The organism is Streptomyces sp. NPDC002328 (genome assembly GCF_042890065.1).
In the GTDB taxonomy this organism is placed as follows: domain Bacteria; phylum Actinomycetota; class Actinomycetes; order Streptomycetales; family Streptomycetaceae; genus Streptomyces.
On sequence record NZ_JBIARQ010000032.1, the window covers coordinates 1 to 19,733 of the forward strand.

Below are 19,733 nucleotides of genomic sequence, written 5' to 3' on the forward strand. Positions count from 1 at the left end.
AACTACAGACACTCCTCGCCGTCTGGACCGGCGCCTGCCCCACCTGCCATCGCGACATACCCACACCACTACGAACCTGACCAAGCCCTACTAGGACTCGGTGATCTCGCCGTCGCTCAACTCCAGCACCCGGTCGGCGAGATCGAGAAGCGTCGTGTCATGGGTGGCCACGAGAGCCGTGATCTGTTCGCTGCGGACGACCGCGCGCAGCAGTTCCATCACCGAGTGCCCTGTCTCCGCGTCCAGTTGGCCGGTCGGTTCGTCGGCGATGAGGATCGAGGGGCTGTTGGCCAAGGCGCGGGCGATGGCGACGCGTTGGCGCTGCCCGCCCGACAACTCGCCGGGGCGCTGGGCGGCATGGTCCGCGAGACCCACGAGCGACAACAGCAGCTCGACTCGCTCTTGCCGCTCGCGCGGGTCCGCCCTGCGCAACCGCAGGGGTACGCCCACGTTCTCGGCGGCCGTGAGGATGGGGATGAGCCCGAACGACTGGAAGACGAAGCCGATGCGCTCCCGGCGCAGCGCGAGGAGTGCGTCCTCACCCTGGTCCCGAAGGTCCAGCCCGTCGATGGTGACGTGTCCGCTGTCCGGTTCGTCCAGGCCGCCGACGATGTTGAGCAGAGTGGTCTTGCCCGAGCCCGAACGTCCCTTGAGGGCGACGAGTTCACCCCGGGGGACCTCGAAGGAGACGCCGCGCAGGGCATGGACGGCGCCGGCGCCCCGACCGTACGACTTGTGCACGTCCGCCACCCGCAGCATGGCCGCGGTCACCGCCTGGCTCATCACGCCCCCGTATGCTCCGCTGATTCCGCAGCGCGCCAGTATCTCACCCGGCCGAACACCCGGCAAAGCCGTTCGGACGAGCGGGAGTCGATAGCTCGGTTGCCCGGTTGCCCGCTGCACTCTTGCTCTCGCGCGGTCGCGGTCCGTCGACTCAGGCGAGGGCGGCGGCCAGCAGGGCGAAGGCGGCGATGATGACGGCGACGCGGACGTAGTGGAAGCGATCCCAGCGCTTCGTCTGTTGCTTCCAGTCGGCCGGCAGGCTGTCGGCGGTCCACGTCTTGACCCGGTTGTTGATCGGGACGAGCAGCAGGATCGACATGACCACGCTGAGGATCAGCAGCGCGGCGGCGGTGACGACGAGGCCGGCGCCGTCGTGGTGCCGTCCGGCGACGGCCCAGACCGCGACGAGGACGAGCGAGCCGATGTACCAGAACGGCATCACGGCGCCGAGTAACCGGGCGCCGTGAGTACGGCCGCGCAGGCCGTCCTCGCCGGGGAGGCCGGCGAGGATCGCGCTGACGAAGACGGCGACGCAGAACTCCACTCCCACCATCACGCCGACGACCACGGTGGTGAAGACCTCGAGTGCGTTGAGCATGATGACCTCTCCCTGAATCTAGCGTTGCTAGCTGGTAAGGCGACGCTAGTTCTTCTACTGCTCGCTTGTCTAGCAGTGCTAGGGTCGAATCATGTCGGTCCAGCAACGCAAGGAACGCGAACGGGCGGTCCGCGAACGCCTCATCGTGGCGACGGCCCGCGAACTCGCCGAGCAGCAGGGCTGGGACGCGGTCACCACCCGCCGGCTCGCCGAGCGCATCGAGTACAGCCAGCCCGTCCTCTACAGCCACTTCCGCGGCAAACGCGAGATCATCGGCGCCGTCGCACTCCAGGGCGCCGCCGAGATGGCCGTCGCGCTACGGGCCGCGACCTCCGCCGCGGACGGCCCACGTGCCCGGGTCACCGCCCTCGCCCGCGCCTACCTCGACTTCGCCGAGGGCAACCCGGCGGTCTACGACGCCATGTTCCAACTGGACGGCGGCCTGGCGTTCGCGCGGGACGACACCCCGGAGCCGCTGAAGGACGGCTTCGCCGCCCTGCTGGAGACCCTCACCGAGGTCGCCGGCGACGACGTCCACCCGGCGCTGTTCACCGAGCTCTTCTGGGCGTCCCTGCACGGCCTGGCAACCCTGACCCGAGCGGGCCGGCTCCCCCCGGGGGAGGCCGACCGGAGGACGGAACTGCTGGTGGACCGGCTCGCGATGCTCTGACACCCACTTCTTTCCTCTCGATGCCTCTTGTTGCGCGTCTGGCCTGTGTGACAGGGTGGTTCACGATTAAAACGCTCTGCAATCGAACCGTCGGCGCACGGGCCATCGCGTTGTCGGCCACCCCAGAGGTCCTCGCGCGACATCACCCTGGCGGCCCCCACCCCGACGCCGCCTCTCCGCACCGCCACGGCCAGGTCCGCGCTGCCGCTGTACGGCATCGGCCCGGGTCGAGGCTGCCCGGTGCGCCCTGGCAGAAGGGAAGCCCCTGTGTCCTTCGCTCACCCGCTTCCCACAAGCCCCGTTCCCGGACCCGACCCCGAGACCGCTCCGGGGATGTCCGACGACGCCCTCGTCGCCGCGCTGAGGATGTCCCGGACCATCGAGGGCACGACTCCCGTCGCGGCGCTGATCGCACGGCACGGGCCGTCGGTCTCCGACTTCGCGGAGATCTGTGCCCCCGGTTCACCCGCACCGGCGCGAGCGCTCGCCGCCGCGGCGTTCCGTCAAGTGGTGCAGGCCCTGCACAAGGCCGGCTCCACCGGCGCCCTGCGCCCGCGTCTGCTCGTCGCCGTGCGGGACGCCGCGTATCCGCGCCCGCGGGACGGCGTCGACTCGGGGCCGGCGTACGGCCGGGCGGCCGGGACCGCCGACGGCGACGCGCCGCCACCGCATCCGGTCGCCGAGAACCGGCGTCTGGGCCGCGCCGCCTTCCTGCGGCTGCCGAGGACCACGCAGTACGTGCTGTGGCACATGGAAGTGGAAGCCGAACCGTCGGCCGTCCCCGCGGCCCTGCTCGGCGTCGAAGGGGACATCCCGTTCGTCGAGTGGGAACGGGCGCGCGAGCAACTGCGAACAGCCCTCCTGCGCACGCATGTCGAGGGATCGGCCGGCAGGGAGTGCCGCGACTACAGCCGCCTCCTCGACGCGCCCTCGCACCGTGCCGGTTCCACCCTGCCCGAGGTGCAACTGCATCTCGACCGCTGCCCGTACTGCCGGGACGCCGCAGAACAGCTCAGGCTCTGCGCCGCCGAGCCGGGCGTCCTGCTGGCGGAGGCGCTCCTCGGCGAGGGCGCTCACCCGTATCTGGCCGCGTGCCGTGAACGCCCCGCGCGGACGGCATCCGTCGCCACGGCCACCGCTGGAGCCGACGCCCCTGACACGGACGACCCTCAGACGCCACAGGGCTCGGCGAGGAGAAGAAGCCATGGCGCCCGCCGCAGCGGTGGGAAGGTCTTCGCCGTCGCCGGGATCGCCGTCAGTGCGGCCGTGGTCGCGGCAGCGGTCGTCTTGACGGGCGGACCTTCGTCCGACGACGCCGCGCCCTCTCCTGGGACGCAGCCACCCGCGCCGTCCGCCCCGCCGTCCTCCGCCCCCGCCGGGTCGACAGCTCTCCCCGTTCCCCCGGGCAGCGGCAGGCTGCGCAACGCGGCAGCCGACCTGTGCATGGACGTCCGCGGAACGCCGCCCAGGCGCGGCGCGGAGGTCACCCTGTCCACCTGCTCGACCGCCGGCACGCAGCGATGGACCCACCTCGAGAACGGCATGCTGCGCAACTTCGCCCGACAGGACCTGTGCCTCGACGCCGGAGGCGATGACGAGGTGCTGGATCTGGAGTTCTGCGGGTCCTCGGGCGACCTGTCGTTCGGGCTCCGCTTCGAGCTGAGTCCCAAGGGGGAGCTCCTGACCCGCGACGAGGGGAACCTCGCGGTCGCCCCCGCGTCACCCGAGGGCGGCAGCGTCCTGGTGCCCAGCCCCCGGAACGGGGAGTCGGACCAGAGGTGGCTGGTCGAGCCGGTCTAGAAGGCTCATGAAGAATCTCGACCTGGACGACGATCTTCCGCAGCGCGTCCGCGGTGGCCAGGCACTCCGCACTGCTCAACGGGGAGGCGACGAAGGCCTCTTCGGCGTTGAACTCGGGGAACAGGCGCTGCATCAGCGCCTCACCCGCGTCGGTGAGGCCGAGCAGGACCCGGCGGCCGTCCGAGGGATGCTCGATGCGCCGGACGAGCCCCCGGGACTCCAAGGTGCGCGCCACACCGAGGCCAAACGGTTCATTTGAGGCTAAACGGTAGATCCGATCTGTCTGTGCGGCAAGGGCTTGCTCCGGCGCAAGAGGGCTCGGAGATCAACTTGCCGCCGGCCTGCGGGACTTGGTCACGAAGGCCGCGAGGACCGGGACGGGGTCAGCTTCGGGAGTGGTGCTCGGTGATGCGGTCCGGTGCGACATCGATCGCTTCATCCGGGAAGAGTCGCGGCACCGCTCGCCGAAGGCGTCCGGGTCGCGGTCCTCGACCGCGTTCCCCGCCTGGCTGTCCTCGCCGCCGCGGCTTGATGTCGCCTACGTCGCACGGATGTAAGCAACCCGGTGGTGGAAGCGGTCCAGGGCAACCGCGGGCGGGCCTGGTACGAGAACACCCCGAACGGCGGCGATGCGTACTGGTGGGTGGTCTTCAACATGCAGCAGGAGCTGATGGCCAGGTTCGGTCTCAGGTCCCCGGATACGCGATGGCTGTGCGTCGGCGAGATCAGCGCCGAGAAGGCGGGTGTCTCCGGCGGCGGAGGCTGCGGCTGGGTGATCCACAGCGGGCACGACGCCGACGGCGCCGCCGGCGTCAACGGCGCGATGAACCGCTGGTAAGGCGGCATGGTGCACGAGCTGGGCCACGCCCTCGGCCTGCCCGACTCCACGAGCACCGACGGCACACCGATGTCGGGCTCGTTCAACAACTACCCCGACTGGCACTTCAGCCAGCAGCAGAAGGGCAGGATCCGCGACGGCTCCTACCGCAGCTTCCTGGCCTGAGCCCAGGAGGCCGCAGGTTCGCCGTCAGCGCTCCTGGAGAGCGTCGAGCGCCACGGCCTGGGCGATGGCGAGACGGCGGTCGATGCCGGGGGACGCGAGGTCGAGCACGTACCGGTCCCGCAGCCCGAACTTCTTGTCGAACGTCATCGTCCGCTTCCCGCCTTCGCGGAAGTCGAAGTGGTACGGCCACACGAACGGCACCAGGTCGAGGTACGGCAGGAACTCCCAGACGCGGCGCAGTACGGCCACCACGAAGTTGCGCTCACGGCCGGTGAGTTCCGGCGTGCCCGGCTGCTCCATGGCCCACGTCGAGCGCACCAGGGAGGCGATCGGCTTCTCCCGGAAGGAGCCGATGGTGTCGCCCTCGCTGTCCCGCACGTCGTAGACGGCGCCGATGTCGTTGATCTCGCGGGCCTCGAACGTGCACAGGACGCTGGTCCTCGACTCGTCGGTGTAGATGGTCACTTGCTCCTTGAGCGTCATCATCTTCTGCTGGGCGAAGGCGACGACCTCGCCCTCGGAGCCGTCCGGAGCGACCGCCGACACCACGTACTGGTTGGTCATCAGGGCCGTCTTCTGCCGGACGGTGAACCGCGCCTGCCCCTGGAGCTGTGTGTCGTTCACGTGAGGTCTCCCGCTCTTCGTCTCCCGCACGGCCCAGTCGGTGCACTGTCCGGCGCTGTCCCTGCGATGCCGGATCATCGTCGCCCGCGGCGGCGGTCCGGATCAGCTCTCGGAAGTCGCGGCCCGCAGCGACCAACGGCGACTGCGCCGACGCGGTGGAAGTCGACTTTCGTCGTTCGCCGGTACGACCCAGGCATGACGCGGGCAGTCGCGGGAGCTGCCTATCGTCGGCCCGTGGAAGTGGATGAGGCAAACACCGCACGCACCGCTCGCACCGCACGGCAGCTCTGGTCCCGGCTCTTCGCCGAGGTGTCCTGGAGCCGCCGACGCGTCGCCGGGGAGATCGTGCTCACGTCGGTTCTCGCGGGCCTCGCGGGGCTGTACGACGGCGGGGTGGCCGGGTTCGGCTTACGCACCTGCGCTGTCGTCGCGGGCGTCGCCGTGCTGTCGCTGGCCCGGCGCGCGCTGCCGGCGACGGTCCTGGTCCTCTCCGCCGCCGTGGCAGGGGAGTTACTGGCCGCGGCACTGCTGCTGATCTACGTGAGCTGGTCGGCGGGCAGCCGCATCATGAAACCCTGGTGCCTGGCCGGTGCTTTCGTCGCCGCGTTCGTGCTGCACGCCACGCTCTCCCTCCGCCACGAGATCGCCGCGGAAACCACCCTGTCGCTGCCCTTAGCGGGGGCGCTGGTCGCCGGGGCGTTCTTCGTCCAGGCGATCGTGCCGGGGATGATCGCGCGCTACCGGAGTCAACGCAGGCAACTGCTGGACGTGTTGCAGCGGCACAACAGCCAACTCGTCCGTGAGCAGGCGATGGTGGCACGTCAGGCACGTCTGATGGAGCGAGCCCGCGTGGCCCAGGACATGCACGACAGCCTCGGACACCAACTCGCCCTGATCACCGTGCACGTGGGAGCCCTCCAAGTCGATCCGGACCTGACCGAACGCCAGCGGGAGGGAGTCGCGATCCTGCGGGAGGCGGCCGTCACCGCGATGGGGGAGCTGCGGGAGGCCGTGGGCATCCTGCACGAGGACCGGGAGGACCGGGGCCGGCCGGCCGAGCGCACCGAACACGCCGAGCGCGCCGAGGACTTCGGGACGAAGGCACGGCGGATGCCGGGCGCAGCCACCGCTACCAGCACCATCACCGGCACCGATTCCGTCACCGGCGCCGACAGCGACGCGGCATGTCAGGGCTCCCGCACGATCGCGTCCATCGACGGCCTGGTGAAGGCCTCCCGGGCCGCCGGCGCAACCGTGTTACTGCGCCGTTCGGGCGCGGTCCGGCCGCTGGCGCCCGCCGCCGACCACGCGGCGTACCGCATAGCCCAGGAGGGCCTGACCAACGCGCACAAGCACGCCCCCGGCGCCCCGATCACCCTGGCCCTGCGCTACGAGCCGGACAGCCTGGTGGTGGAGGTCGCCAACGGGCCCGTGCCGGCCGGGGCGCCGGACGCGCCGGCGGCGATCAGCGGCGGCCAGGGACTCAGCGGCCTGCGCGAGCGGGCCCGGCTCGTCGGCGGCATGGTGCACACCGGCCCCGGTGCCGACGGCGGGTTCCGTGTCGCGGGGATGCTCCCCTACGACGTGAGGGGCGGTGGGGCCGAGGTCGAGCCGCGACCCGGCCCGGACGGCGCGACTTCCGTCGGTCACGGCGACGACTTTGTGGGGCAGTGGGGGGCGGGCGCGGCGGACGACAGTGGAGCGGTCATCAACCAGGCTGATCCACAAGGGGAGTTCGCCGCCATCATGAGCAGAAAGAAGAACGTCGCCCTCGGCTGCGGCGTAACCGCCGTCGTCCTCGTCGTGAGCGTGATCGCCCTCGGAGTGTGGGGGGTGGTCGCCCTCATGGACGAGACGAAGAAGGCGTTGATCTCGCCGAGCCTGTACGAGTCGGCGAAGGTCGGCGACACCGAGGCCGCCCTGCGGGGGAAGCTGCCCGAAGGTGAGTCGGTGCTGACCGAGGGCCTGGAGGCCCAGGGGCCGCCGACGCCCGCGGGCGCGACCTGCCGCCACTTCATGTCCGACGACCCCGACGACGTCACGACCGTCTTCCGGTTCTGCTTCCGCGACGGAGCCCTGGTCGACAAGCAGACCTTCAAGGAGGGGAGTTGACCTGCCGGACCGGGTGATGACCCGGTGTGCGCCCCGGCGCACCCTGAGTGCGACGTGTCGGACCGGATCAGGGCATGATGGCCTGGCCATGCCATCAGCTGACCGGTCATCAGCTGACCGACCGACACCGCGCAGGAGGCCGTGTGATCCGGGTCCTCGTCGCCGACGACGAGCCGCTCATCCGGGCCGGGATCAGGATGATCCTCACGTCCGCCCCCGACATCGACGTGGTCGCCGAGGCGGGCGACGGCCGTGAGGCGGTGGAGAGCGCCCGGCGCACCGCCGTCGACGTCGCCCTGCTGGACATCCAGATGCCGGTGATGGACGGGCTGACGGCCCTGGCCGAACTGGGCCGCGCCGCGCCGGGCGTACGGGTGCTGATCCTCACCACGTTCGGCGAGCGCGACAACGTGCTGCGCGCGCTCGGCCACGGCAGCGCGGGCTTCCTGCTGAAGGACTCCGCGCCCGACGAACTGATCCACGCCGTGCGGGCGGCGGCGGCCGGGAACGCCTATCTCTCTCCGGCCGCCGCCCGGCACGTGGCGGACGCCCTCTCCGCCCCCGGGGCCACCGCCCGCGCGGAGAAGGCCAGACACCGCATCGGCGGGCTGACCGCACGCGAGCGCGATGTGCTCGCCCTGCTCGGAGAGGGCCTGTCCAACGCGGACACGGGCAGGCGGCTGCACATGAGCGAGGCCACCGTGAAGACCTATGTCAGCCGAATCCTGACGAAGCTCGGGTGCGACAACCGGGTCCAGGCCGCCCTGCTCGCCCGCGACGCCGGCCTGCAACCCGAGGGGACCTGACCGACGGCCTCCTCCGGAGCGGCGACCGGATGCGCTCAGGGTGAGCTGTTGCGAGGGTGTCGCACCTGGTCAGTGGGTGTATGACGGCTGTAGCCGCAATCGGTTCCGTGTGTCACGGTGAGGCGCATGGAGGGGAATCGGCACACTCATGCACACGATCGGCACCACGAGGGGTCGCGGGCGGCCCGGCTGCGGCATCGGCTCGCCCATCTGGCGCGCCCGCACCGCCACGAGGCCGCCGACAAGGTCGACGCGGTGATGGAGACCTCCCGGGAGGGCATGCGCACGCTGTGGATCTCCCTCGCCGTCCTGGGGGCCACCGCCGTCGTCCAGGCGGTGATCGTCGCTCTGTCGGGGTCGGTGGCGCTGCTCGGCGACACCGTCCACAACGCCGCCGACGCGCTGACCGCCGTCCCGCTCGGTATCGCGTTCATGCTCGGGCGCAGGGCGGCGAACCGCCGCTACACCTACGGTTACGGCCGCGCCGAGGACCTGGCCGGCGTCCTCATCGTCGTGACCATCGCGGCGTCCGCGGCGGTCGCCGCCTGGATCGCCGTGGAGCGGCTGCTCAACCCCCGTGACATCACCCACCTTTGGGCCGTCTCGGCGGCAGCGCTGACGGGATGCGTCGGCAACGAGTGGGTCGCGCGCTACCGCATTCGCACGGGCCGGAAGATCGGTTCCGCCGCGCTCGTCGCGGACGGACTGCATGCCCGCACCGACGGCTTCACCTCCCTCGCCGTGCTGCTGGGCGCGGGCGGCGCAGCGCTCGGCGTGCGGCAGGCCGATCCGATCGTCGGCCTGCTGATCACCGCGGCGATCCTGCTGGTCCTCAAGGACGCCGCCCGCGAGGTCTACCGGCGGCTGATGGACTCCGTCGACCCCGCCCTGGTGGACACCGCGGAGCGGACGCTGCGCGGCGTGGAAGGGGTGCTGGACGTGGGGCAGGTGCGGCTGCGGTGGATCGGGCACGCCCTGCGCGCCGAGGCCGACATCGTCGTCGACGCGCGCCTGAACGTCGTGCGCGCCCACGAGTTGGCCGTCGCCGCGGAGCACGCCCTCATCCACGCCGTCCCGCGGCTGACGGCCGCGACCGTCCACACCGACCCTGCCGCCGATGTCGGCCAGGACCCGCACGCGGTCCTGGCCCACCACGGCGATCGGCCACGGGGCGTTGTCAGTGGGGACTGAAAGGATCCCCGGATGACGACCCCCGCTGCCGCCATCACCGCCTACTGGGACGCCGCCGCACCCGACTTCGACGACGAGCCGGACCACGGCCTGAGGGCCGCGGACACCCGCGCCGCCTGGGCGAGCCTGCTGACCGCCTGGCTGCCGTCCGCTCCGGCCGACGTGCTCGACGTGGGCTGCGGCACCGGGTCGCTCGCCGAGCTGATCGCCGCGGCCGGGCACCGGGTGACCGGGGTGGACCTGTCACCGCGGATGATCCAGCGGGCCCGGTCCAAGGTGGCCGCCTCCGGCCTCCGGGGCCGGTTCCTCGTCGGCGACGCCGCCCTGCCGCCCACCGGCGACGAGAAGTTCGACGTCCTGCTCTGCCGCCACCTGGTGTGGACCCTGCCCGACCCGCACGCCGCCCTGCGTGAGTGGACCGGCCGCGTCCGCCCCGGCGGCCTCCTCGTCCTCGTCGAGGGCCGCTGGCGCGAGGCCGGGCAGAGCGGAACGCCCTACGTCGCCGGCGCCGACGCCCTGCCCTGGCACCTCGGCGTCACCGCCGCGGACCTGGCCGACGCGGTGCGTCCGCTCGTCGGCGGCCTGCGTATCGAACGGCTCAGCGCCGACGCCGTCTTGTGGGGCGGACCGGTGACCGACGAACGTTACGCCCTGATCGCACGGGTCTGAGCACGCCGGTCGAGGCCGTGGCCCGGTGTTCTTTCAGCCGGCCGGAGTGCGGGCGGCGATGAGGGTGATGTCGTCGCGGGTGTCGCCGAGGTCTTCGGCGAGCTTGGCGCACAGCTGGGGGAGCGGCAGGTGGTGGTGGGTGGCGGCGTGTTGGCGCAGCCGGGTCATGCCGTCGTCGAGGGAGCGGGTGCGGGACTCGACGAGGCCGTCGGTGTAGAGCAGCAGCGTGGCGCCCTCGGGCAGCCGGGTGTGGGTGGTGGGGCGTTCGGCGGTGGGGCGCAGCCCCAGGAGCATGGAGTGCGCTCCGGTGAGGTAGGTCGTGGCGCCGTCGGCGGTGATCAGCAGGGGCGGCGGGTGGCCCGCGACGGACCAGGACGCCTGCCAGGCGCCGCCGGCGGTCCGGCGCAGCCGGGTGAGGACGGCGGTGGCGGAGTCGGCGAGGGTCAGGCGGGCCTGGGCGGTGTCCAGGCGGCGCAGGATCTGGCCGGGCGTCTCCTCGGGGCGGTCGACGGTCAGGGCGCGGAGCATGTTGCGCAGTTCGCTCATGCGGGAGGCGGCCTGGATGTCGTGTCCGGTGACGTCCCCGATGACGACGGCGAGGTCGCCGTCGTCGAGGAGGAAGGCGTCGTACCAGTCGCCGCCGACTTCCGCCGTGTGCTGGGCCGGCTGGTAGTGGGCGGCCAGCTCGATGCCGTCGACCTCGGGCAGGTCGGTGAGCAGGGCGCGCTGGAGGGCGGTGGCGATGTCGGCCTGGGCGGCGTGCAGGCGGGTGTTGTCAAGACCCAGGCTGATCCGGCGGGCCACCTCCTCCGCCAGGGCGCGGTCGGCCTCGTTGAACGGCGGGCCGGCCGGCGCGCGGGTAAGGGTCAGCGCCCCGAAGGTGGTGGCGCGCAGCCGCAGCGGAATGACGAGGGCTTCCTGGACCTGCGCCGCCGTCGACGGGCCCGCTTCCGGTTCGCGGGATGCGGGCGTCAGGTCCGTCAGATGCTGGGTGCCGCCTCCGCGCACGACGCGGGCGACGGCCGTGCGGTGGTCGGGGTGGGGCGGCAGCGGCTCACCGGACGGGGGCTGTCGGTCACCGTGCGGGGGAAGTGGGTCACCGTGCGGGGACAGCGGCTCACCGGGCGGGGACAGCGGATCACCGTGCGGTGGGCGAGCCTCGCCGAGCGACGGCACGCTCTCCCCGTGCGACGGCAGAGTCCCCTCGTGCGACGGCAGAGTCCCCCCGCGTGGCGGCTGCGCCTCCCCGTGCGGGGAAGCGTCGGTGGAGTGGTGGGCGCCGGCCGCGCGGCGATGGCGGTGACCCTCGGCCAGGTCGATCAGGGCCGAGTCCGCGAGGCGGGGCACCAGCTGGCGCACCAGCCGGTGCAGTGCTTCGTCGGCGTCCAGGGTGCTGGTCATGGCCAGTGTCAGCTCGCCGAGCCAGGTGGTCTCCGCCAGATCGTATTCGGCCTGCTCACGCATGGTCTCGCTGTGCGCGTACCGCGCGGCGCGCCGGCCCTCCCGCTCCCGCGCGGCCGTCGCGTCGTGGAACAGGACCACCGCGCCCTCGTCCCGCCCGGCCGCCGCGGGCAGCGGGGCCACGGTCCACCACACCTGCAACGGCGTGCCGTCCGCGCGCATCAGCACGCCGCGGTCGCCGCTGTTCCGCCGGCCGAGCAGGACGTCCTTGAGGATCGGACCCTGCGCGGGCACGTCGGCCCCCGGGGCCGGCCGGTACAGGGTGCGATGGGCGTCGACGCCGATCAGGGCGCCCGGCTCGTAGCCCAGCAGATGTTCGGCCCACGGGTTGCAGGCGATCACCTTGCCCTCGTCGTCCACGGCGTACACGCCGACGTCCACCGCGGCGAACAGCGCGGACATGAGCGCCTCGTTTTCGCCGACGTCCGTGGCGTCATGTCTTCCCGGCACGCTCTCCACCCGACGTATTCTGCCCGCTCCCGCAGTCATCCCGACGAGCCTCCCTGGCCGGCCGTCACGGCGTCGGGGCCTGGCACGCGGCCGGGACGCCCGGGAACACTTCGACGGCCGTGTCCAGGCCCGTCAGCTCCAGCAGCCGGCGCACCTGCCGGCCCGGGGCCGCCAGCCGCAGCGTCCCGCCGATCTCTCCGGCCTGCCGCATCGCGTACACCAGCACGCTCAGGCCGGACGAGTCCATGAACGACACCTGCTCCAGGTCCAGCACGATCCGTGCCAGACCCTCGACGACGAGCGCGTCCACTGCTTCGCGCAGAGCCGGGGCCGACGCCCGGTCCAACTCGCCGGTGAGGATGACCACCGCCCACCCTCCGCGATCCTCGGAGCGTCGAACGCCAGGCAGCGGAACCATGGAGGTTCCTCCTCACTGTGGAATCCCCTCATCATCGCACCGGGCGGTCGCATCGCCCCTCAGCTGGATCCGGCCAGGGGCCGCGCCCGGCCCGGGGGGAGCGCGTCAGTCCAGGTCGGGCCGGCGCAGGAAGTTCTCCAGGGTGGCGCGGTCGCCCTCGCTGCGAAGGCTGTCCAGTGGCAGGCGGCCGTGCAGGGTGAGCAGCAGATCGCTCGCCGTTCCGTGCAGGTCGGCGGTCGTCTCGCCCTGGCCGTCGACGATGCGTGAGCCCGATGCCGTCAGGTCGAGCAGCCATGACTGGCCCTCGGCGGCGTGCAGGCCGATCCGCGCCCGCTCGTGCGGCCAGGGACCGGCGGTGCCGTGGCTGACGCCGATGAACTCGGAGATGCCGTCGAGTGCGACAACCGCCGGAAGGGGGCGGGGAGTTCCGGTGGCCAGCTGGGCGTCGAAGGCGTGGACGGCGGCCTCCTGGACCTGGTGGCGGGCCACGGCGCCGCTCGTCATCGGGGTGTCGCTGCCGGCCCACCAGGTCCAGCAGCCCACCGCGGGGCCTGCCGCTCGCAGGGCGGTGATCAGTTCGTGGGTCGCCGCGGTCGAACGGGCCAGAAGATCGGCCGACGACGTGTCATCGCCCGATACCTCGCCCGATACCGCGGCCGGTGCCACGGTCGGCGGCTTCTCGCTGGGGCCGGCCGTGACCGACGCCGCCCAGAACCTGTGCACCTCGGTCAGGTGCACGACGAGGTCGCGCAGCGACCAGTCGGGGCAGCTGGGGACGCGGACCTCCAGATCGGGGAAGCCCGCGACGCTGCCGCGCAGGGCGTCGGAGCGGTCCTGGACCAGGGTGAGCAGCTCTTCGAAAGCGGGGGTCTGGGTCATCCCCGCTTCTTACCACCCGGCACTGACAGCAACCCCTCCGTCCATATTTCATGGTTTCCTGAATTCAGGATCGCGTGTACTTTCGTGGCATGCTCACCGTCGCATCCGACGTCGAGGTGCTGGCCCGGTTCGGCCGCGCGCTCGCCGATCCCATCCGCTGCCGCATCCTGCTCGCCCTGCGCGACGCCCCCGCCTACCCGTCCGGCCTCGCCGACGCCCTGGGCATCTCGCGCACCCGGCTGTCGAACCACCTGGCGTGTCTGCGCGACTGCGGCCTGGTCGTCACCGTCCCCGACGGCCGCCGCACCCGCTACGAACTCGCCGACGAGCGCCTGGGCCACGCGTTGGACGACCTGCGCACCGCCGTGGTCGCCGTCGAGACCGACCGCAGCTGCCCGGACGCCGACGAGAAGGGCTGCTGCTGATGGCCGCCGGGACGCCGGTCGCCCTCGGGCTCTCCCCGGCCCGCCGTGACGCGCTCACCCGGCGCATACGCCTGCTGGTCGCCGCGACCATCGCCTACAACGTCGTCGAGGCGGTCGTCGCGGTCACCGCCGGCGCCCTCGCCTCCTCCACCGCCCTGATCGGCTTCGGCCTCGACTCCGTCATCGAGGTGTCCTCCGCCGCCGCGGTCGCCTGGCAGTTCTCCGCCCCCGACCACACCGCCCGCGAGGCCCGCGAGAAGACCGCGCTGCGCGTCATCGCCGTCTCCTTCTTCTCGCTCGCCGCGTACGTCACGGTCGACGCGGTCCGCGCCCTGGCCGGCACCGGGGAAGCCGAGCCGTCCCTGCCGGGCATCGTCATCGCCGCGCTGTCGCTCGCGGTCATGCCGTTCCTGTCGGCCGCCCAGCGCAAGGCGGGGCGCGAGCTCGGCTCCGCTTCCGCGGTCGCCGACTCCCGGCAGACCCTGCTGTGCACGTACCTGTCGGCCGTGCTCCTGGCCGGCCTCGTCCTCAACGCCACCCTTGGCTGGTCCTGGGCCGACCCCATCGCCGCCCTCGTCATCGCCGCCATCGCCGTGAAGGAGGGCCGCGACGCCTGGCGGGGCGAGGGCTGCTGCGCCGCGCCGGCCGCCGCGGGCCCCGCTCGGCGGCAGGAGCCGGACGCCTGCGGCTGCCGCCCCGGCTGCGACTGCTGCGGCTGAGCCGGCCGCCGCGGCTCGTCAGCCCTGCCCCGACCTGGTCAGGACGTCGGTGATCATACGGGTGGCGAAGTCGTGGTCGTCGGCGATGCGGTTGATGCGTTCGGCGAGCAGGACCGCCGTGGCTTCCAGGGCGTTCGTCTCGGCGTCGGTCCACTCGCCGTACTGCGCGCGCCACAGGCTGGGGCTCAGGCCGGTGCCGGCGGCGATGACCAGGCCGGCCATGGTGGGGATGACCTCGGGGCGGAAGGTCTTCGGCATCATGCGCATCGTGGCCACATGGGTGGGCAGCACATACTCGATGACCTCCTCATCGTGGTCCTCGCACACCGTCGCCAGCCACTGCATGAACATGTAGATGAGCGTGCACGTGCCGTCGAGCAGCGCGTCGACTCCGTCGGGCCCCAGGGTCGCGGCGAACTGCTCGACCATCTGCTGCTGTTCGGGATCGGTCCCGGTCCTGCCGTCGTAGATGGCCTTGAGCCGGGAGTCGATCATCATGAGCGCCGCGCTCACATCGCCGGCGGGAGCGTGCTCGGGATCGCAGGGCGAGGACACGGGACTCCTCCTCGTCGTCGTACGGCCGCAGCGGACGGTGCGGCTCGTCCGTACCGTAGACCGCCGATCGGGCGAAGTGCGGGCGAATGCCGATGAAGGACCCCATGGTGGTGAGAAGTCGAGCCTCGGCGGCCGGTATTCGCTCACGGACCGGATCGCGAGGGCCGCACGCGGACGCCGCCCCGACCGGAGGCCGCCCCGACCGGAGGCCGCCCCGACCGGAGGCCGCCCCGACCGGACGCCGACCCTACCGGGCACCGCCCCCCTACCGGGTGACATGTGGCAGCCGACGGCGGACTCCGCGGGGAAAGGCCCGGCCGCCGCTGTTGTATGAGGTCAGGCACGAGCGAAGCGAGGGAGCCATGGCCAACGGCATCGCGGACGCGGACGAGCGTCCACCGGAGGGGTTGAAGGCCGACGCGATCGGGTTCGTCGACGCCCTCGTCATCGGTCTCAACGCCACCTCACCCGCGTACTCGATCGCCGCCGTCATCGGCCCGGTCGTGGTCCTCGTCGGCATCTACGCGCCCGGCGTGATGGTGGCGTCCTTCGTGCCGATGCTGCTGATCGCGTCGGCGTTCTACTACCTCAACCGCGTCGACCAGGACTGCGGCACCACCTTCTCCTGGGTCACCCGCGCCATGGGGCCGTGGGCCGGCTGGCTCGGCGGCTGGGCCATCGCGATGACCGGCGTCCTGGTGGTCGGCTCGCTCGCGGACGTCGCCGTCACCTTCGCCCTGCTCGCCTTCGGCCTCGACAGCTGGGCCGACCACGCCTTCGTACGCCAACTGCTCGCCGTGCTGCTCATCATCGTGATGACGGCCGTCTGCGTCATCGGCACCGAGGTGTCGGCCAAGGTGCAGAACGCCCTCATCCTCGCGCAGGTCGCCTGTCTGCTGGCCTTCGCCGTCGTGGCCCTCTACCGCGTGTACGCCGACACCGGCACCCTCGGCTCCGTCACCCCCTCGATCGGCTGGCTCAACCCCTTCGGAGCGGGAGGCGCGTCCCTGACCGCCGCGCTGCTGCTGGGCGTGTTCATCTACTGGGGCTGGGAGTCGGCGGTCAACCTGACGGAGGAGGTCGAGCACTCCGAGACCGCTCCCGGGAAGGCCGCCGTCTGGTCGACGGTCATCCTGCTGGTCACCTATGTGGCGGTCGCCTTCGCCGTAGTGGCCTACGCCGGCACCACCTTCCTCGCCGAGAACGCCGCCGAGGAGGAGTTCCTCTTCGCCCTCCTCGCCGGCGAGGCCATGGGCGGCTGGGACTGGGTCGTCCTGCTCGCCGTCTCCACCTCCGCCCTCGCCTCCACCCAGACGACGATCATCCCCGCCTCGCGCACCGCCCTGTCCATGGCCCGCCGGCACGCCCTGCCCCACCACTTCGCCCGCATCAACCCCCGCTTCCGCACCCCCGACGTCAGCACCTGGTGGGTCGCCGGCATCGCCATCGTCTGGTACGTCGTCGTCAACCGGATCAGCGCCAACGCCCTCTTCGACTCGCTCACCGCGCTGTCCCTGCTGATCGCGTTCTACTACGCGCTCACCGGCGTCGCCTGCGTCGTCTACTACCGCCGGCATCTCACGGAGAGCGTCCACCACTTCCTGTTCATCGGCCTCGGCCCGCTGATCGGCGCGGCGCTGCTGAGCTGGCTGCTCGTGGAGTCGGTGGGGGACATGTCCGACCCCGCGAACTCCTACAGCGGCGTCTCCTGGTTCGGGCTCGGCCCGCCCCTCGTCATCGGCGTCGGCATCACCCTCACGGGCGTGGTCCTCATGGTCGTCTGGCGGCTGATGGCGCCCGCCTTCTGGGCCGAGCGGCCCGGCGTGGCCGATCCCGACCTCGTGCACGGCAAGGAGTCCTGAGATGTCGGTGGTCCTCGGATACGACGAGTCCCCGGGCGCGGTCCGCGCGCTGCGGGTCGCGATCGAGGTGTCGGCCGCCTTCGACGAGCACCTGGTGCTGGTCTACGGCGCGGCGGCGCCGGGCGGCCCCGGCGAGGAGTACCGGACCCATCACGAGGCTCTGCGGGAGACCGGACGGGCGGCGCTCGACCACGCCGTACGGGCCGCCGACGAGGCCGGCGTGACGACGACCGTCGAGGTCATCGACGAGAAACCGGCGCAGGCCCTGCTCGACGCGGCCCGGCGGCACGGGGCGCGCGTCATCGTCGTGGGCAGCTGGGGGGAGAGCCCCGTGCGCGGGGCGCTGCTCGGCTCGACCCCCCACAAACTGCTCCACCTGTCACCCGTCCCGGTGCTGTGCGTGCCGATGGACGAGTGAGTCGGCCCTGCTCAAGCGGGTGGCCAGGGTCGTCAGGAGGTCGACCAGGGGGTCGGGGCGGGAGCGCGTCATGGCCGTGAGCTCGATCGTCGCCGTCCCGTGGCGCAGCGGGCGGAAGGTGACCGCCGGGCGGGCGACGGACGCCGCGGCGGCGGGGACGACGGTGACGCCGAGGCCGCACTCGACCATGGCGATCTGCGAGGTCACCGACCGCGCCCAGTGCGCCGCGACGGGAAGCCGGCGGCGCGGTACTTTCACTGCGCTCCTGCTCGCCGACCGCGACCCCGCGAGGATCGCGAGCTTCACCGACATCGAGGGCAACGTCGCCCCCGAGGACTGCTTCCTCAGCCGCCAGATCCTCACCCACGCCCACGACGACCCCGACGAGTTCCTGGCCCGGTTCGCCCAACGCGTGGGCGGCTCCCCGTACTTCGGCAGCGGCCTGTACGCCTCCGGCCTCCCCCACAAGGTCAGGGCCGGGGCGGTCAGGGCGATCTTCGAGTCCATGGTCGACCTCTCCGACCACGGCAAGCTGCTCGACCGCTTCCTCGGCCTCCCCACGCCCAGGATGTTCGTGTACGGCGAGCAGAACGGCTCCCTGTCCTACCTCCCGGCCCTGGCCGAGGCCGGCGTCGAACTCGACGGGATCAGCCGCAGCGCCCACTTCCCGATGTACTCCAACGCACCCGAGATGTGGGCCCGTATCACCGACTTCGTGACCCGCGCCGACGCCGCCGGCTCACACCGCTAGCGGGTTGGCGCGGGCCGCCGCCAGCAGGTACCAGGCGGTGGCGCCCGCGTGCCGGTAGGGGTAGTAGCCGAAGCCGAAACCTGTGTCGAGCGGGCTGCTCGCCGACACGACGCCGGAGCCCTCGGCGACCGCCCCGCCCCCGAGGGTCTGACCGCCTCCCAGCAGGTCCTGGGCCCGCTCGACGGAGGCGAGCAGCCGCCGCGCGCGGGTCTCGTCACCGCGCGCGCACCGGATCCGCAGGGCCAGCGCCAGATGCGCCGTCCCCTCGAACCACACGCCGTTGCGGTCGGGTTTGGGCTGCCCGGGGGCGATCGGGGCGTCCTCGTTCGCCACGAGACTGGCGGAGCTGAAGGTGACGCCCGCGTAGGACTGGCCCGCGGGGACCGTGCTGTTGCGCCGGTCCGCCGTGTCCAGCACGGCCAGTCGGGACGCGGCCCAGTCCAGCGAGCGGGCGTGGGCGCGGGAGGCGAGGGCGAGATGGGTCCAGGTCTGGGTGTCCTCGGGGATCGGCGACTTGTTGACCGTCACGCCGTCGTTGGTGCCGGTGTAGAAGAAGCCGCCGGACGGCTCCCACATCTTCTCCACGAACGCGCGGGCCCGCGCCCGCCGTTCGCGCCACACCCGGTCCCCGGTGAGCCGGGCGAGCTGCCCGAACAGGCCGACCAGGTCGGTGTTGTGCTCGGTCGACGTGAACGGCAGCTTCTCGTCGGCCCCGTTGACGCCGAACTTGTAGCCGCCGAGAGGTTCGTCGGTGCGGCCCACCCGCTCGATCCACTCGCCGATCCGCACGGCCGCGTCGAGGAACCGGCGCTCGCCGGTGCGGCGGGCGAGCGCGGCGAGCGCGATGCCCGCCCAGGCCATGTCGCCCACGGCGGTGCCCGTGAAGCCGAACTGCGTTCCCACGTTGGCCGTGCCGTCCGCCCGCACGAACCCGTCCGGCTGCGGCGAACCGTCGTAGAAGGTGTACGGGCCGACGTTGTACGCCTGCCGCAGCCGGCCGTCGTCGTACACCGGGTCGTGGGCCTGGGCGTAGCGGAGCGCGTCGCCGAGCGCCACGGCTCGTGACCGGCCGTCCGCGGTGCCGGAGGCCAGGGCGGCCAGGATCGTCAGCGCGTTGTCGTAGGTGAACGCGGTGCTGAACAGGCCCGCCTGGTCGGTGTAGCTCTGGGCCAGCCGGACGGTTCCGTGGTCGGGGTAGGCGTCCATGGCGGCGGCGAGGAAGGAGTGCGCCCGCCGCCGCGCGGAACCCCGGGCCGCGGCGGGACGTTCCACAGCCGTGGCCGCACCGGAACCGGACGCGGTCAGGGCCGCGGCTCCGACGGCGAGTCCGGACCCGATGAGCGCGCGGCGGCTGAACGCCGGACGGTGGCTGAGCGCCGGACGGGGGCTGCCGGTCATGGGGCTCCTCGAAGACGGGGATGGGTTTGAGAGCGCTCTCAAGGGCGCGCGCTCATTGTGCTGGGGTCCGGGGGGCGGGTCAACGTCTGTGACAGGCGGGCTGGTTGGGCGGGGTGGTGAGGATTCCGGGGGCGTCGGGGG

At 72.3% G+C, this 19,733-nt stretch carries 22 protein-coding genes; 14 read left to right on the forward strand and 8 right to left on the reverse strand.

Going from position 1 to position 19,733, the window contains the following annotated elements; genetic code table 11:
• Positions 1 to 90 precede the first annotated feature (90 nt).
• Both ACFYX4_RS38860 and ACFYX4_RS38865 read right to left on the reverse strand, forming a co-directional pair.
• Positions 91 to 783 carry an ABC transporter ATP-binding protein gene (locus tag ACFYX4_RS38860; protein ID WP_389344289.1) on the reverse strand — a complete coding sequence of 231 codons (693 nt, stop codon included), beginning with the start codon at positions 781 to 783 and terminating at the stop codon, positions 91 to 93.
• Between the two features lie 151 nt (positions 784 to 934).
• Complete coding sequence (locus ACFYX4_RS38865) at positions 935 to 1,381, reverse strand: anthrone oxygenase family protein (RefSeq protein WP_389344291.1); 447 nt, start codon at positions 1,379 to 1,381, stop codon at positions 935 to 937.
• 91 nt (positions 1,382 to 1,472) lie between these two features.
• On the opposite strand from ACFYX4_RS38865, the gene ACFYX4_RS38870 reads away from it, so the two are divergent.
• The 5 genes from ACFYX4_RS38870 (at position 1,473) to ACFYX4_RS38890 (ending at position 4,854) form a co-directional block, all read left to right on the forward strand.
• Positions 1,473 to 2,051, forward strand: coding sequence for a TetR/AcrR family transcriptional regulator (locus tag ACFYX4_RS38870; RefSeq protein ID WP_389344293.1), 579 nt, complete (start codon positions 1,473 to 1,475; stop codon positions 2,049 to 2,051).
• Between the two features lie 333 nt (positions 2,052 to 2,384).
• A complete protein-coding gene (locus ACFYX4_RS38875; RefSeq protein WP_389344295.1) occupies positions 2,385 to 3,851 on the forward strand; it encodes an RICIN domain-containing protein in 1,467 nt (488 codons plus the stop codon).
• A gap of 7 nt (positions 3,852 to 3,858) precedes the next feature.
• Positions 3,859 to 4,110, forward strand: coding sequence for a hypothetical protein (locus ACFYX4_RS38880; RefSeq protein ID WP_389344297.1), 252 nt, complete (start codon positions 3,859 to 3,861; stop codon positions 4,108 to 4,110).
• Between the two features lie 306 nt (positions 4,111 to 4,416).
• Positions 4,417 to 4,689, forward strand: a complete 273-nt coding sequence (locus tag ACFYX4_RS38885) for a hypothetical protein (protein WP_389344299.1) — start codon at positions 4,417 to 4,419, stop codon at positions 4,687 to 4,689.
• A 6-nt stretch (positions 4,690 to 4,695) separates the two neighbouring features.
• On the forward strand, positions 4,696 to 4,854 hold the full coding sequence (locus tag ACFYX4_RS38890) for a hypothetical protein (protein WP_389344301.1): 159 nt from the start codon (positions 4,696 to 4,698) through the stop codon (positions 4,852 to 4,854).
• Positions 4,855 to 4,878: 24 nt separating this feature from the next.
• Here ACFYX4_RS38890 and ACFYX4_RS38895 read toward each other — a convergent pair whose 3' ends face one another.
• The gene (locus ACFYX4_RS38895; protein ID WP_389344402.1) at positions 4,879 to 5,418 is read right to left on the reverse strand and encodes a hypothetical protein; all 540 of its coding nucleotides are present in this window, start codon (positions 5,416 to 5,418) and stop codon (positions 4,879 to 4,881) included.
• Between the two features lie 294 nt (positions 5,419 to 5,712).
• Between ACFYX4_RS38895 and ACFYX4_RS38900 the strand changes: the two genes are divergently transcribed.
• The 4 genes from ACFYX4_RS38900 (at position 5,713) to ACFYX4_RS38915 (ending at position 10,256) form a co-directional block, all read left to right on the forward strand.
• Positions 5,713 to 7,590, forward strand: coding sequence for a sensor histidine kinase (locus ACFYX4_RS38900; protein WP_389344303.1), 1,878 nt, complete (start codon positions 5,713 to 5,715; stop codon positions 7,588 to 7,590).
• 143 nt (positions 7,591 to 7,733) lie between these two features.
• Complete coding sequence (locus tag ACFYX4_RS38905; RefSeq protein WP_389344305.1) at positions 7,734 to 8,396, forward strand: response regulator; 663 nt, start codon at positions 7,734 to 7,736, stop codon at positions 8,394 to 8,396.
• Between the two features lie 126 nt (positions 8,397 to 8,522).
• Positions 8,523 to 9,587, forward strand: coding sequence for a cation diffusion facilitator family transporter (locus tag ACFYX4_RS38910; RefSeq protein WP_389344307.1), 1,065 nt, complete (start codon positions 8,523 to 8,525; stop codon positions 9,585 to 9,587).
• Between the two features lie 12 nt (positions 9,588 to 9,599).
• Positions 9,600 to 10,256: a class I SAM-dependent methyltransferase gene (locus ACFYX4_RS38915; protein WP_389344309.1), complete on the forward strand. Its 657-nt coding sequence runs from the start codon at positions 9,600 to 9,602 to the stop codon at positions 10,254 to 10,256.
• Between the two features lie 33 nt (positions 10,257 to 10,289).
• On the opposite strand, the gene ACFYX4_RS38920 is transcribed toward ACFYX4_RS38915, so the two are convergent.
• The 3 genes from ACFYX4_RS38920 to ACFYX4_RS38930 form a co-directional block, all read right to left on the reverse strand.
• Positions 10,290 to 12,167 (reverse strand): SpoIIE family protein phosphatase, encoded by a 1,878-nt coding sequence (locus ACFYX4_RS38920; RefSeq protein WP_389344311.1) that lies wholly within the window; start codon positions 12,165 to 12,167, stop codon positions 10,290 to 10,292.
• A gap of 64 nt (positions 12,168 to 12,231) precedes the next feature.
• Positions 12,232 to 12,585: an STAS domain-containing protein gene (locus tag ACFYX4_RS38925; protein WP_389344313.1), complete on the reverse strand. Its 354-nt coding sequence runs from the start codon at positions 12,583 to 12,585 to the stop codon at positions 12,232 to 12,234.
• Positions 12,586 to 12,690: 105 nt separating this feature from the next.
• Positions 12,691 to 13,464, reverse strand: coding sequence for a maleylpyruvate isomerase family mycothiol-dependent enzyme (locus ACFYX4_RS38930; protein ID WP_389344315.1), 774 nt, complete (start codon positions 13,462 to 13,464; stop codon positions 12,691 to 12,693).
• An 89-nt stretch (positions 13,465 to 13,553) separates the two neighbouring features.
• Between ACFYX4_RS38930 and ACFYX4_RS38935 the strand changes: the two genes are divergently transcribed.
• Complete coding sequence (locus ACFYX4_RS38935; RefSeq protein ID WP_389344317.1) at positions 13,554 to 13,889, forward strand: ArsR/SmtB family transcription factor; 336 nt, start codon at positions 13,554 to 13,556, stop codon at positions 13,887 to 13,889.
• Positions 13,889 to 14,608 (forward strand): cation transporter, encoded by a 720-nt coding sequence (locus ACFYX4_RS38940; protein WP_389344319.1) that lies wholly within the window; start codon positions 13,889 to 13,891, stop codon positions 14,606 to 14,608. Before ACFYX4_RS38935 ends, ACFYX4_RS38940 begins: the two co-directional genes overlap by 1 nt.
• A gap of 18 nt (positions 14,609 to 14,626) precedes the next feature.
• Here ACFYX4_RS38940 and ACFYX4_RS38945 read toward each other — a convergent pair whose 3' ends face one another.
• Positions 14,627 to 15,163 (reverse strand): hypothetical protein, encoded by a 537-nt coding sequence (locus ACFYX4_RS38945; protein WP_389344321.1) that lies wholly within the window; start codon positions 15,161 to 15,163, stop codon positions 14,627 to 14,629.
• 362 nt (positions 15,164 to 15,525) lie between these two features.
• On the opposite strand from ACFYX4_RS38945, the gene ACFYX4_RS38950 reads away from it, so the two are divergent.
• From ACFYX4_RS38950 to ACFYX4_RS38960, 3 genes are all read left to right on the forward strand, one after another.
• Positions 15,526 to 17,025, forward strand: a complete 1,500-nt coding sequence (locus ACFYX4_RS38950; RefSeq protein ID WP_389344323.1) for an APC family permease — start codon at positions 15,526 to 15,528, stop codon at positions 17,023 to 17,025.
• Between the two features lies 1 nt (position 17,026).
• Positions 17,027 to 17,443: a universal stress protein gene (locus ACFYX4_RS38955; protein WP_389344325.1), complete on the forward strand. Its 417-nt coding sequence runs from the start codon at positions 17,027 to 17,029 to the stop codon at positions 17,441 to 17,443.
• 70 nt (positions 17,444 to 17,513) lie between these two features.
• Complete coding sequence (locus ACFYX4_RS38960; RefSeq protein ID WP_389344328.1) at positions 17,514 to 18,194, forward strand: hypothetical protein; 681 nt, start codon at positions 17,514 to 17,516, stop codon at positions 18,192 to 18,194.
• Here ACFYX4_RS38960 and ACFYX4_RS38965 read toward each other — a convergent pair.
• Positions 18,183 to 19,592, reverse strand: a complete 1,410-nt coding sequence (locus ACFYX4_RS38965) for a Tat pathway signal sequence domain protein (RefSeq protein WP_389344330.1) — start codon at positions 19,590 to 19,592, stop codon at positions 18,183 to 18,185. The genes ACFYX4_RS38960 and ACFYX4_RS38965 overlap by 12 nt on opposite strands.
• Between the last annotated feature and the right edge of the window lie 141 nt (positions 19,593 to 19,733).